Below are 13,876 nucleotides of genomic sequence, written 5' to 3'. Positions count from 1 at the left end.
TTTTTCTGTTTTATCGATATTTCAAATTCTTATGAAGGTTCTTTGTTATTAAGGTACTTGAGCCAATAGGGGGAGCGCTTTGATGATATTAAAAGAGGTTTTGGAGTGAAGGTTTTAAAACTTTATCTCTTGGAGCCTATGGTTCATCCCATTTTATTATTTTGCGTATCTTTGTAGCATGGAAAATTTATCCAATAACCTTTAAAGGGAGAAATCTATGAATTTAAAAAGAAAAATATTAAAAGGGAGCAGTCCTTTTGTTTCTGCTCTTATGGCTCTGGGGATGGCTGTACAACCAGTTTCAGCAAAAACACCGGCCGATACCCTTGTAATGGCTTTGAATCTTGATTCAATCGAGACTTTTGATCCTGCGCAGATCAATGAACGCTATGGCAATGAAATCGTTGCTAATATTTGTGACAACCTCATTGATTCCGCTACAGATGATGCAGCTAAAATAGCGCCTTCTTTAGCAAAGAGTTGGGATGTTTCAAATGAAGGCGGGGGTACAGTCATTACTTTTCATTTGCGTGATGATTTGAAGTTTAATGATGGTCGTCCTGCTGGTGCTCATGATCTTGTTTGGGGGATGAGGCGGGTTGTCAAATTGAAGTTGTCGGCAGCGGCAATATTTAACGAATATGGCATTACAGAACAAAATGTTGATTCTACTCTTCAAGCACCCGATGAAAAGACAGTGGTGATGAAGTTTGACAAGCTTTATCCAGCAGAAATAATCCTTGGACATATTCTTACGACTCGTGTTGCGGCTTTACTTGATCGTGAAACAATCATGAAACACGAACAAGATGGTGATATGGGAAATCGCTATTTGGCAAGTCACGCTGCTTGTGTTGGTCCTTATCAATTAGTAAACTGGCGTTCTGGAGAGGCAATTTTGTTGCGTGCAAGTTCCCATTATTGGGGAGGGCCAGCAAAATTGAAGCAGATTCTCATTCGTCATATTGCTGAGCCTGGGACACAACGTTTATTGTTGGAAAAACACGATATTGATGTGGCGCGTAATTTGATGCCAGAAGATATAGCCGATCTTCAAGCAACAACAGATACTAAGATTGAAAAAGTGTTGGCTCCATCTGTGATCATGTGGGGATTCAATGTGACAAATCCTATTTTTGCTAATGAAAAAGTGCGTTTGGCAATGCGCTATCTTATCGATTATGATACTTTGGGAAAGACGCTTCTTAAAGATGTTGGTATTCCACGGGCAAGCTTTATTCCCATTGGCAATCTTGGAGCTTTGGATGAAAAAGAAGGGCAACCTTTTAAACTTGATCTTCAAAAAGCCAAGCAGCTTTTAACGGAGGCAGGGTATCCAAATGGTTTTGAGGCCAATATTTTTGCAGGAAAATCTCCTTATCCTTTTGCTTTGCCTATTGCTCAGTCTATCCAAGACAATGCAAAAAAAATAGGTGTGCACTTTAAAATTGAACATTTTATCGGTACGCAGTTGTTTTCAAAACTTTATGCACGGAGTTTTGATACAATTTTTATGGGATGGAATAACGATTCTGCAGATCCTTATACAATGGCTTCACGTCTTGTTTATAATCCGGATAATCGGTTTGAGGCTAAAAATACAGGCTATCCTAGTTGGTGCCATGGCTATTTGGATGAAGATATGAATAAAAAGGTTCAGGAAGCCTTATTTCAAAAAGATCCACAGAAACGGGCACAAATCTATGCTGCCTTACAGCGTGATTTTATGCAAAAAGGACCTTTTGCCTTTATCTATCAGACATATAGTATTATCGCTATGACACCTGATGTAAAAAAATGGGTGTGGAATAGTGCACCACGTATTTTTTATAATGCCATTGAAAAATAAGCATGTTTTCAATGTTGTAACATACAACGATGAATGTGATGATGATATCTTCGGTGTTTTGTACAAGGTTTAAAAGCTTTGCAAAATATCGAAGTTTATCGGTAAAATGGATTTAAAATACATTACAGAATAATTCTAACATACTCTTCTTGAAAGAAGGGCTATGCATTTTATAAAAATTCCTATATATAGGCATTAGGATTGGAGATTTCAATCTTAAGTGAAATAAAAAATTTATTTGTTTAAGAAATGGGCATACTGAATATAAGCAGAATTTAGTATTTTTTTTAGAAAAAGCGGGGACCTTAAAGTGTGCTATTGAGAAAAAATTGGGTTATATGTAGATGCGTTGGGGGAATATGAGATTATTGTGGAGCGAATGCTTCAAATTTATCGTCTTTCCTAAAAAATGATGAGAGGCTGGAGATTGTCCGGAGATTGTCCTTTGTATGGGGGCATCGAAATGCTCAAATTTCCTTTTGAGAAAGGAGAGGAGTGGGCATTGATGAAAACTATGCTTGTGAGGATTGTTAAAGTATCAAAGGGTGATTGAGGTTTTTAAAATAACCGAAGTTGGTGTTCTGAAGATTCTTTTTAGAAACTCGCAAAAAATTTTTAAAGCAGAAATTTTGTTTGGTGCGATAAAGAAGATCTTTAGTCTGTATGTTCAAAGTTACAGATGTTGTGACATCATCAACAGGCGCTGTCATTTGTGGTGCTCCTCATTGTTTATCAAATCATTTTTCGTTGTCTCTTTTGTTTTAGCTACTAATGTTGTCTAGGGGGGCTGCTTTTGCTGTTTAAAGGGTTTGATATTTTGTCTTTAGGAGGTGTGTTTTCTAAGCCTGATCTTTTTATTTTTGCACGTTCCTGTTGCAAGGGAAATTTACACAATAAACTTTAAAGGGATAAATCTATGAAGTTAAAAAGAAAGATATTCAAAAGGAGCAGTCCTTTTATTTCTGCTATTATTGTTTTGGGGATGTTTGCGCAACAAGTTGCAGCAAAAACACCGGCTGATACCCTCGTGATGGCTTGGGATCTCGATGCGATTAGTAATTTTGATCCTGCGCAGCTCAATGACCGTTATGGTGCTGAAATTGTTATCAACGTTTGTGATAATTTGGTTGATTCTGCTAAAAATGATGGAACTAAAATCGTTCCTTCTTTGGCAAAGAGTTGGGATGTTGTAAGCGATGACCAGAGTACAGCGATTACTTTTCATTTGCGCGATGGTTTGAAGTTTAATGATGGTCGTCCTGCTGGTGCTCGTGATCTTGTTTGGGGGATGAGGCGAGTTGTCAAACTGAAGCTGTCTAATGCAGCAACTTTTAATGAATATGGTATCACAGAACAAAATGTTGATGAGGCTTTTCAAGCACCCGATGAGAAGACCGTGGTGATGAAATTTGATAAACCTTATCCAGCAGAGCTTATTCTGAGCAATATTTCCACTAATCGTACTGTTGCTTTGCTTGATCGTGAGACCCTTATGAAACATGAACAAGATGGTGATATGGGAAATCGCTATTTGGCAAGTCATGCTGCTTGTGTTGGTCCTTATCGGTTAGAAAGTTGGCGTCCTGGAGAAGGGATTTTATTGCGGGCAAGTTCCCATTATTGGGGTGAGGCGCCCAAATTGAAGAAAATCTTAATTCGTCATATTGCAGAGCCTGGAACACAACGCTTGCTGTTGGAAAAACACGATATTGATGTGGCGCGTAATTTGACACCAGAAAATATAGCCGATCTTCAAGCAACAACAGATATTAAGGTTGAAAAAGTGTTGGCGCCATCTCTGATCGTATGGGGATTCAATGTGACAAATCCTATTTTTGCCAATGAAAAAGTGCGTTTGGCAATGCGCTATCTTATCGATTATGATACTTTGGGAAAAACGCTTCTTAAAGATGTTGGTATTCCACGGGCAAGCTTTATTCCTCTTGGTAATTTTGGGGCTTTGGATGAAAAAGAAGGGCAACCTTTTAAACTTGATCTTCAAAAAGCCAAGCAGCTTTTAACGGAGGCAGGGTATCCAAATGGCTTTGAGGCCAATATTTTTGCAGGAAAATCTCCTTATCCTTTTGCTTTGCCTATTGCTCAGTCCATTCAAGATAATGCAAAAAAGGTGGGTGTGCGCTTTAAGATTGAACATTTTATCGGTACGCAGTTGTTTTCAAAACTTTATGCACGCAGTTTTGATACCATTTTTATAGGATGGAATAATTCTTCTGCAGATCCTCATACAATGGCTTCACGTTTTATTTTAAACCCTGATAATCGGTTTGAGGCTAAAAACACAGGCTATCCTAGTTGGTGCCATGGCTATTTGGATGAAGATATGAATAAGAAGGTGAAAGATGCCCTCTTTCAAAGAGATCCACAGAAACGGGCACAAATGTATGCTGATTTACAGCGTGATTTTATGCAAAAAGGACCTTATGCTTTTATCTATCAGACATATAATACTGTCGCTATGACACCTGATGTAAAAAAATGGGTGTGGAATGGTGCACCACGTATTTTTTATGCTTCCGTTGAAAAATAAACCTGTTTTCAATGTTATAACTTATAAAAATACGATCACAATATCTTCGACGTTTTGCATAGGATTTAAAAATTTTGCAAAACGTTGAAGTTTATCGCTAACAAATCTATCCGTTGTATAGGAAAGATTTTCTCAAGATATAGCTCTTTTAGAAAGAGATTTTTTCTCATTAAATTTTTATGGATGTTGAGATTGAATATTTTCACTGTCGTTGATAAAACTTTGGACGAAATAATCAGTATATTTTAAACCTTGATGATTTTTGATCATCAGTTTGAGATTAAGGGTAGAGGTTGTTCCCTCATTGCTACCACGGGTATTGTGTGAAGCTATACGTTAAAAAATTAAAGATGCGTTGTTTTGAAAAGATCCACAAAATGGGCGTAAAGAGTTGAAAAATGGTAAGTTTGTTTGGTGAAAAGCCAGTTGCAACGAATATTGCGGAATTTACTGTTTCCGAAATAGCTGGTGCTTTAAAGCGTGTTGTTGAGGAAAAGTTTGGATATGTACGGGTACGTGGGGAGATCTCGGGTTACCGCGGTGCTCATGCTTCGGGACATGCTTATTTTGCCTTAAAAGATGATAAGGCGCGGTTGGAAGCTGTTATTTGGCGCGGGTTTATGGAAAAGCTCAAATTCCCTCCTGAAGAAGGAATGGAAGTTATTGCTGTCGGCAAGCTTACGACTTATCCAGGGTCATCGAAATATCAAATTGTCATTGAAGCTCTTGAACCAACAGGGGTTGGTGCTTTGATGACTCTTCTTGAAAATCGTAAGAAAAAATTTGCAGAAGAAGGCTTATTTGATGAAGCAAAGAAAAAGCCCTTGCCTTATATGCCTCGAATTATTGGTGTTGTAACATCACCAACGGGGGCTGTTATTCGCGATATTATTCATCGTATCTCTGATCGTTTTCCGTTGCATATTTTGGTTTGGCCTGTCCGTGTTCAGGGGGAAACAAGCGGGAGCGAAGTGGCTGCTGCTGTTGAAGGTTTTAATGCACTTGCTTCAGGAGGGCATATTCCAAAGCCTGATCTGCTTATTGTTGCACGAGGAGGGGGAAGTTTAGAAGATTTGTGGGGGTTTAATGACGAGGCTGTTGTTCGTGCTATTTATGCTTCTGACCTTCCCGTTATTTCCGCTGTTGGGCATGAAACAGACTGGACTTTGATTGATTATGTCGCTGATTGGCGTGCTCCAACCCCTACAGGAGCTGCAGAAAAGGCTGTTCCTGTTAAGCTTGATCTTGAAGTAAGTGTTGCGTCACTTGGGGCACGTTTGCGTAAAGGACTTGCACGTTCTTTTGATTTTCATCAACAAAAGTTGCGTGCAGCCAGACGAGGTCTTCCCACTGTCGACCAACTTTTTGCTCTACCGCGGCGTGGTTTTGATGAAATTTCAAGTCGGTTACAGCGTGCTCTTTGTGTGAGCTACGATAAAAAACGTTTTTCTTTTCATGCCCTTCACCTCCGTCTTTCGCCACGTTTGTTAAAGAGTGAAAAAGCACAACGCCACACAAAGGAATATACGGCACGCCTTCATCGTGCTTTTATGCGCAGTGTAGAAAAACAACGCGCGGCGTTAGAGTTGGTATGTAGGCTTTTAAAAAGCACTTCTTATCAGAATATTTTAGAGCGTGGTTTTGTTTTGGCTTTGGGGCAAGATCATAAACCTATTAAACGGTTGGTACAGTTTCCGGAAAGTGGACCAATAAATTTGCGCTTTTTTGACGGAGATATCTGTGTTGTAACACAAGAGCCTGTTTCTCCGACACGTTCAAAACATAGGAAGATAAAGTCGCCAAGCGATGATCAAGGAACACTCTTTTAATATGGTAAAGATTATGCTTGCCGATGGTCTTCTTAAGGGAGTGGATGGAAAAGTTCGTTGCGCATGGGCAGGAACGGATCCACTTTATTGCGCTTATCATGATAACGAATGGGGAAAACCTGTTTTTGAGGATATTCCTCTGTTTGAAAAAATTTGTCTTGAAGGTTTCCAAGCGGGGCTTTCTTGGTTTACGATTTTAAAAAAACGCTCTTCTTTTCGCATTGCATTTGATGATTTTCACTTTGAAAAGATTGCTCATTACGATGCGCTAAAGGTGCAAATGTTGATGCAGAATAAAGGCATTGTTCGTCATCAAGGAAAAATTCGTTCAGTGCTTAATAATGCCTTGAGAGCACAGGAAATTATAACCGAGTGGGGGAGTTTGTCCCACTATTTTTGGTCTTTTCAGCCACCACAATCGGAGCGTTATGAAAAGATAGATTTTCAAACATTGTTAGCAAATCCCATCACTCCAGCTTCTATACGTCTTTCTCAAGATTTAAAGAGGCGCGGCTGGACGTTTGTTGGTCCCACGATTTGTTATGCTTTTATGCAGTCTGTAGGGATTGTCAATGATCATCTTGAAGGGTGTTTTTGTCGATAAACTGGTAAAGTTTTTGTCATAAGCGCAGTGACCAACAGGAAAGTCATTGAATTTTTTCATCAATATGCAGATGATATAACTCACTTGTATAAGATAATTGAAGTATACAGAGGATACGTATAGTGATATTTTCTTATTGTTGTTAGCCTTCAAAATGACAAAGGTATACTTTTGAGAATGAAAAAACAAATACAAAAAAGCGTAATATCTTAACTATCCTGTACCTGGAGTTAGATAAGGATGATATTTTATATATAAAGCAAGATACCATTGGGGTGCTAATTCATGTGCTTTCCTAAAAAACATTTCGCTCCTAAACTCATTTTCAACGGTGCTGGTGAATGGTATAAGAGTGAAGCTATTGAGCATCACTATCTTACGCTTATGAAGGAATGAGCCTGTACTATTACACACACTTTGCCAGTCTTAAAATATTATGTACAGTGCTTGGCATTTGAAATGGTTTAGAAGAGGTGTTTTTATCTCGGTTAATGCCATGGACATTATTATACGTAATGAATATTTTATTCATGTTTATTGATAAATGCAAAATGGTTTTTAGATAGGGCTGGTGTTGTATTATTATATTTTGCTTGGGTTGTATAATCGGTGGTTTATTTGTGGGGTGGTCGATCGTTCAAGACCTTTCTAAGTGATACAAAATAAAATGCTGCGATGAAAAATTGACGTTAAATAACTCAAGCTGCTTGTGTTAGTTTTTTTTATCTGATAACTTTCTACCATTAAGACAGGGGTGTTGCTGCGTGTGAGTTCCAGTTTTGGGGAGGATATTTAAGCTTAGACCGACGGGTATTCACTCCATTGCTTCGTTAAATCTCTGTATGTTGCTGTTTGGAACTAAACGTTTTTGTTACAGCATGTTGTTTGTTATTTTATTTTTATAGCAGCAAAGCAATGATGCAAATTAAAGTTTAGAAGGATTTATATTCGTTATGTCTTTGGGGAAAATTGTATAATGAATTTTGTTTTGATGATTAATTAGAGGCTGATAGAGTCTATTGTTGTGTGCGAAGAAATATTATGAAAAGTATGTGATATTGGTTGGTAAACATATATTCCATGTTCACTATGGTTTGATTAAGACTATCAATTAATGAATTTATAAAGTGTATGGAATTTAAAAGGAGATGACTCTGTATAAGTGATGAGAACGTATTTTCTCAATCTTTATAATTATAAAGATGCCCTTTATGATTATAAATTTGCATGTCACTTCAGTGTCATTCATTGATAAAAAATAAAGGGGAACGTCTATGAGCTTGAAGAAAAAAATATTGAAAAGGAGCAGCTCTCTTGTGTCTGCTCTTATGGTCCTTGGAGTGGTTGCACAACAAGTTGCAGCAAAAACGCCGGCGAATACTCTTGTGATGGCTTGGAATATGGATGCAATCAGTACGTTTGATCCAGCTCAAAGTAATGATGTTTATGCAAGTGAAATTATTGAAAATATTTGTGATAATTTGGTGAGTACAGCGGCAGATGATCCAACAAAAATAGTTCCATCTTTAGCAACACATTGGGATGTTGCTGGGGATGATCACAGTACAGTGATTACCTTTCATTTGCGTGATAGTTTGAAGTTTAATGATGGGAGAGAAGCCAACGCCAATGATCTTATTTGGGGGATGAAGCGGGTTGTTAAATTAAAAATGGCCGATGCGGCAACTTTTAATGAATATGGCATTACAGAACAAAATGTTGATGATGCTTTGCAAGCCCCTGATGAGAAAACGGTGGTAATAAAATTTGAAAAGCCTTATCCAGCAGAACTTATTCTTAATAATGTTATTGCAAATCATGTAACTGCTTTGCTTGATCGTGAGACAATTATGAAGCATGAAAAAGATGGCGATCTGGGCAATCAGTATTTGAAAACGCATGCTGCTTGTGTTGGTCCTTATCAGTTAAAAAGTTGGCGCCCTGGAGAAGCTCTTTTGTTGCATGCAAGCTCTCATTATTGGGGAGAAGCTCCTAAACTGAAGCAGATTCTCATTCGTCATGTGGCAGAGCCTGGAACACAACGTTTATTGTTGCAAAAGCACGATATTGATGTTGCGCGTAATTTGACCCCTGAAGATCTTGCAGATCTACAGAAAACAACAGATGTTAAAGTGGAAAAGGTGTTGGTGCCAAGCATGATGTATTGGGGATTTAATACGACAAATCCCATTTTTGCGAAGGAAAAAGTGCGCCTAGCGATGCGCTATCTCATAGACTATGAAGGTTTTGGCAAAAAGCTTCTAAAAGGAATTGGTATTCCACGGGCAAGTTTTATTCCTCTTGGCAACTTTGGGGCTTTAGATGAAAAAGAAGGGCAACCCTTTAAGCTTGATATTCAAAAAGCCAAGGAACTTTTAGCAGAGGCTGGTTATCCAAATGGATTTGAGGCAAATTTTCTTGTTTCAAATGCTCCTTATACTTTAGCTCTTGCCCAGTCACTCCAAGATAGTGCAGCACAGGCGGGGGTGCGTCTTAAAATTGAACGTGTCGCAGGGACACAGTTGTTTTCAAAGGTGGATGCCCGAGCTTTTGATACGACTTTTATCGGATGGAATAGCGGATCTACGGATCCTCATACAATGGCTTCACGTCTTGTTTATAATCCTGATAATCGGTTTGAGGCAAAGAATACAGCCTATCCTAGTTGGCAACATGGGTATTTTGATACAGAGATGAATCAAAAGGTTGAAGAGGCTTTGTTTCAAAAGGATTCACAAAAACGAGCACAACTCTATGCGGATTTACAACGTGAATTGATGCAAAGGGGACCTTATGCGTTTATTTTTCAGAAATATAATGTGATAGCGATGACACCTGATGTCAAAAAATGGGTTTGGAGTAGTGCGCCGCGTGTTTTTTATAGTGAAATTGAAAAATAAGCGTGTCTTTTCGTGTCGTCAAAGATAAAAGGAGTTTGATGCGTCATTACATGACGAAAATATTCTCCTAAGTAAGAGCCCTTCAGTTTTTAAAGAGGATGAAATTGCTGAGGATTGTGTCGTATATGATTGACGTCAGTTATAGGGAGAGATGAATATGGGAAGTTATATTGGAAAATTTTTGGTTTATGGTCATACAGATTCTCAGCGTCCTAAATAATAGTTTGATGTATGAGAGAATTATTTTATAGATGCTTGGTTCGATTAAATGAAGTTGATGTTTGATACCATGCTGTTTAAAAGGTGAAAGACCAAAATCATAATCACTTTGTGTGAAAAGGTACAAAAATACAATAGGAAGAGATAAAATGGGGAAAAAAGAATGTTGAAAAGAATTTGTGTTTTATTAAGCACAATAGTTTTTTTTAATGGGGTTGTAACATCAGCATTCAGTGCCTCATCTAAGGACATATTGGTGATGGCATGGAATATCGATTCAATGAGTAGTTTTGATCCAGCACAAACTGTTGAAGTTGTGACGAGTGAGTTGTTGACGAATATTTGCAGCGCGCTTGTGCAATATGATGAGCATGATCCTACAAAAATTCGTCCTGCTATGGCAAAATCTTGGGACGTTTTAGATCATGGCAAAAGAATAGTTTTTCATCTTCGTGATGATTTAAAGTTTGATGATGGAAGAACGGCAACGGCATATGATCTCGTATGGTCAATGCGACGGATTATTAAATTAGGCTTGAGTTATGCTCAATCTTTAATGGACTATGGATTTACCAAAGATAATGTTGAAACAAATATTCAGGCTCTTGATGATAAGACTTTACAATTAAAATTAGATAAATCCTATCCTATTCAGCTCATATTGACGGTTATTGGGCAATCTTATGCTTCTGCTTTGCTTGATCGGAAAACAATTGAAGCGCAGAGTATTAACGGTGATATGGGGAATAAATATTTAGCGACACATTCGGCTTGTGTTGGACCTTATAAATTGGCAAGTTGGTCTCCAGGGGATAAAGTTGTATTAAAAGCTACGCAGCATTATTGGGGGGATGTGCCTAAAATTAAGCAGATTGTTGTACGACATGTAGCGGATTCAGCTAGTCAAAGGCTTCTTTTAGAAAAAGGCGATGTGGATATAGCGCGAGATCTCTCCTCAGAGGATATTTTAGACCTTGAAAAAAAGGGGGGAGCAGTCAAAATTAGTCGTGTTTTGCGTCCGCAGATTATTTATCTATCGTTAAATAATAAGAATGCAATTTTTGCGAACGAAAAGGTCAGATTGGCACTTCGTTATTTGATTGATTATGAAGGTCTTGGAAAAACTGTTTTGAAGGGGATTGCTATTCCGCGGGCAACTTATATGTCTTTAGGTGTTCCGGGTGCTTTGGATGAAAAAGAAGGTCTGCCTTTTAAGTTAGATTTGAAAAAAGCAAAACAGTTAATTACTGAAGCTGGGTATCCTAACGGCTTTAAAGCTAATCTTTTAGTAGGTAGCCTTAGTTATATGTCGTCTGTTGCACAGTCTATTCAAGCGAATGCACACAAAATTGGTGTTGAGCTTACCATTGAAAAAATGGCTCAAAATCAATTATTGAGTCGTGTACGTGGTGGAAATTATGATACGGCCCTTATGGGGTGGGGGAGTGCTGATCCTGATGGACATCCTGCTTCATTGAATCATGTGTTTAATCCTGATCCAACATTTACGAAAAAGCATAATATGTATTTGGCTTGGCGCGCTGGATATTATGATGAAAATATTAATAAAATGGTGATGGATGCTTTGTTTGAACAAGACCCTAAGAAGCGTATTATGCAATATCGTACTTTACAGCATTATGTGCTAGAGCATGGTCCTATGGTTTATTTATTTCAGACATATTATACCGTTGGTATGGGAACTGATGTTAAAAAATGGGTTTGGAATAGTTACAGACTTTACTACAATGAAGCAGAAAAATAAAAAGAAGCATGTTATAGAGAAGAATTGCAGAACATGCTTAATAAGAAATTGTTCCATTCTATAAAAAAAGGTATTCACTTTATGTTTTGTCGCTACAGAGGGGATTTTTATAATGGTTTTGCCACTTTCAGAGACTGAAAGAGCTGTATCAGAAAAGCAGAAAAAATTATTTTTATGGGATTTTTTGTTCAAGGGATTAAAACTTCTTATTTCAGTTTTTATCACATTGCTTGGGTTGGTGACGATTACTTTTTTTCTTGGTCATCTTCTCCCCCTCGATCCTGTTCTATCTATTCTTGGTGATAATATTAGTCAGGAAGCTTATGATGCCATGTATTATAAGCTGGGTCTTGATAAGCCGTTGATTGTTCAATATTGGAAGTATCTTCATAATGTATTTTTGTTTGACTTTGGCGATGCTTTAACGTCTGGGCGTCCTGTTTTAGAAGATATTATGCGCGTATTTCCTGCAACATTAGAGCTTGCAACGGTCGCTATTGTCATTGGCACAACTCTTGGAATTCCCTTTGGTGTTTTTGCAGCAATGTATCGCGATTCATTTATTGATTATGTTGTCCGTGTTTTTACACTTTTGAGTTATTCTACGCCGACATTTTGGCTTGGGCTTATGGCATTGTTTATCTTTTATGCTAAACTTAGCTGGGTTGGTGGTCCAGGACGACTTGATTTTCTTTATGAATATTCTTTTGAACCCAAAACAGGATTTTTTCTTTGGGATACTGCGAGCCAAGGACAATGGGAGGCTTTTGGGAATGTCTTTAGTCACATTATTACGCCTGCTTTGATTTTGGCTTTCGGAGCTATGGCTTATATTAGTCGTATGACTCGTGGGTTTATGATTGAGCAACTCAATCAGGAATATATCATTACGGCACGTGTAAAGGGATTATCGTGGGCGCGAACGGTTTGGGGGCATGCTTTTCGGAATGCTGCTGTTCAAGTTATTACCGTTGTTGCACTTTCTTATGCTTTTTTATTAGAAGGAGCAGTTTTGACGGAAACAGTTTTTGCTTGGCCTGGTTTTGGACATTATTTGACAAATGCTCTTCTCGCTGGAGATATGAATGCAGTTGTAGGATGTACTTTACTTGTAGGATTTATCTTTGTCGCCATTAATTTATTTTCTGATTTGCTTTATCGCATTTTTGATCCAAGGACACGTTGAATATGACAGTCAGTAATCATCATCAATCGCAATCATCATCTTCTTTGAGCTCTTGGTTAAATGACCCTGTTCCACGGTCCATAATTCAAGCAAACATACAAAGAATTTATCACGCACTGGTTAAGTTTTTTCATAACTTTTCGGCTGTATTCGGTTTGCTTATTATTTGTATTATTATCATATGTGCATTTTTTGCTCCTTGGATTGCTACGCATGATTTTCTTAGCAATGATCTGGGGCATCGGTTGCAGCCACCTTCTATAGCGCATTATTTTGGGACAGATGAATTAGGACGTGACATTTTTAGTCGCCTTGTTTTTGGTTCCCGTATTACTCTTTATGTTGTCTTTCTTACAACCATTATTGTCGGTCCAATAGGCCTTATCGTTGGGACCGTCTCTGGTTATATGGGGGGATGGGTTGATACTGTGCTCATGCGTATTGTCGATATTTTTCTTGCTTTTCCAGGTTTGATTTTAGCTCTTGCCTTTTCAGCTGCATTGGGACCAGGGATAGAAAATGCTTCTATTGCAATTTCAATTGCAGCATGGCCACCAATTGCACGTTTAGCACGTGCTGAGACTTTAACGATACGTTCTTCTGATTATGTTTCTGTGGTTCGCTTGCAGGGTGCTTCTGCTTGGCGGATAATTTTGTTTCATGTTGCACCCATGTGTATTCCTTCAGTGATTGTCCGATTAACTTTAGATATGTCTGGGATTATTTTAACGGCTGCTGGCCTCGGATTTTTAGGGTTGGGAGCTCAACTTCCAAGTCCTGAATGGGGGGCAATGCTTTCCTCAGGGCGGGAATTTATGATGACAAATTGGTGGTTGGCGGCAATACCAGGCTGCGCAATATTATTTGCAAGCCTTGCTTTCAATCTTTTAGGTGACGGTCTTCGTGATGTATTGGATCCACGCAATGGATAATAAATTATTAGAAGTAGAAGATTTACGTATTTCTTTTCCTACAA

At 38.2% G+C, this 13,876-nt stretch carries 8 protein-coding genes; all 8 read left to right on the top strand.

Translation table 11 applies throughout. The features are described from left to right. Nucleotides 1-217 precede the first annotated feature (217 nt). The 8 genes from PVV70_RS06370 (at nucleotide 218) to PVV70_RS06335 (ending at nucleotide 13,832) form a co-directional block, all read left to right on the top strand. The gene (locus PVV70_RS06370; protein ID WP_273758435.1) at nucleotides 218-1,849 is read left to right on the top strand and encodes an ABC transporter substrate-binding protein; all 1,632 of its coding nucleotides are present in this window, start codon (nucleotides 218-220) and stop codon (nucleotides 1,847-1,849) included. A 916-nt stretch (nucleotides 1,850-2,765) separates the two neighbouring features. Next, the gene (locus PVV70_RS06365; protein WP_273758434.1) at nucleotides 2,766-4,397 is read left to right on the top strand and encodes an ABC transporter substrate-binding protein; all 1,632 of its coding nucleotides are present in this window, start codon (nucleotides 2,766-2,768) and stop codon (nucleotides 4,395-4,397) included. A 398-nt stretch (nucleotides 4,398-4,795) separates the two neighbouring features. Then, nucleotides 4,796-6,226, top strand: a complete 1,431-nt coding sequence (gene xseA / locus PVV70_RS06360) for an exodeoxyribonuclease VII large subunit (RefSeq protein WP_273758432.1) — start codon at nucleotides 4,796-4,798, stop codon at nucleotides 6,224-6,226. Further along, a complete protein-coding gene (locus PVV70_RS06355; RefSeq protein WP_273758431.1) occupies nucleotides 6,204-6,830 on the top strand; it encodes a DNA-3-methyladenine glycosylase I in 627 nt (208 codons plus the stop codon). Before xseA ends, PVV70_RS06355 begins: the two co-directional genes overlap by 23 nt. Nucleotides 6,831-8,104: 1,274 nt before the next feature. Beyond that, complete coding sequence (locus PVV70_RS06350; RefSeq protein WP_273758430.1) at nucleotides 8,105-9,730, top strand: ABC transporter substrate-binding protein; 1,626 nt, start codon at nucleotides 8,105-8,107, stop codon at nucleotides 9,728-9,730. Nucleotides 9,731-10,112: 382 nt separating this feature from the next. After that, nucleotides 10,113-11,714: an ABC transporter substrate-binding protein gene (locus PVV70_RS06345; protein WP_273758429.1), complete on the top strand. Its 1,602-nt coding sequence runs from the start codon at nucleotides 10,113-10,115 to the stop codon at nucleotides 11,712-11,714. Nucleotides 11,715-11,826: 112 nt separating this feature from the next. Beyond that, nucleotides 11,827-12,900 carry an ABC transporter permease gene (locus PVV70_RS06340; RefSeq protein ID WP_273758428.1) on the top strand — a complete coding sequence of 358 codons (1,074 nt, stop codon included), beginning with the start codon at nucleotides 11,827-11,829 and terminating at the stop codon, nucleotides 12,898-12,900. A gap of 2 nt (nucleotides 12,901-12,902) precedes the next feature. After that, on the top strand, nucleotides 12,903-13,832 hold the full coding sequence (locus PVV70_RS06335; protein WP_273758427.1) for an ABC transporter permease: 930 nt from the start codon (nucleotides 12,903-12,905) through the stop codon (nucleotides 13,830-13,832). Nucleotides 13,833-13,876 lie beyond the last annotated feature (44 nt).

This window comes from Bartonella sp. AU55XJBT (assembly GCF_028618525.1).
Note: the sequence above shows the minus strand (reverse complement) of the source record. Positions and strands in the feature narration are given on the sequence as shown.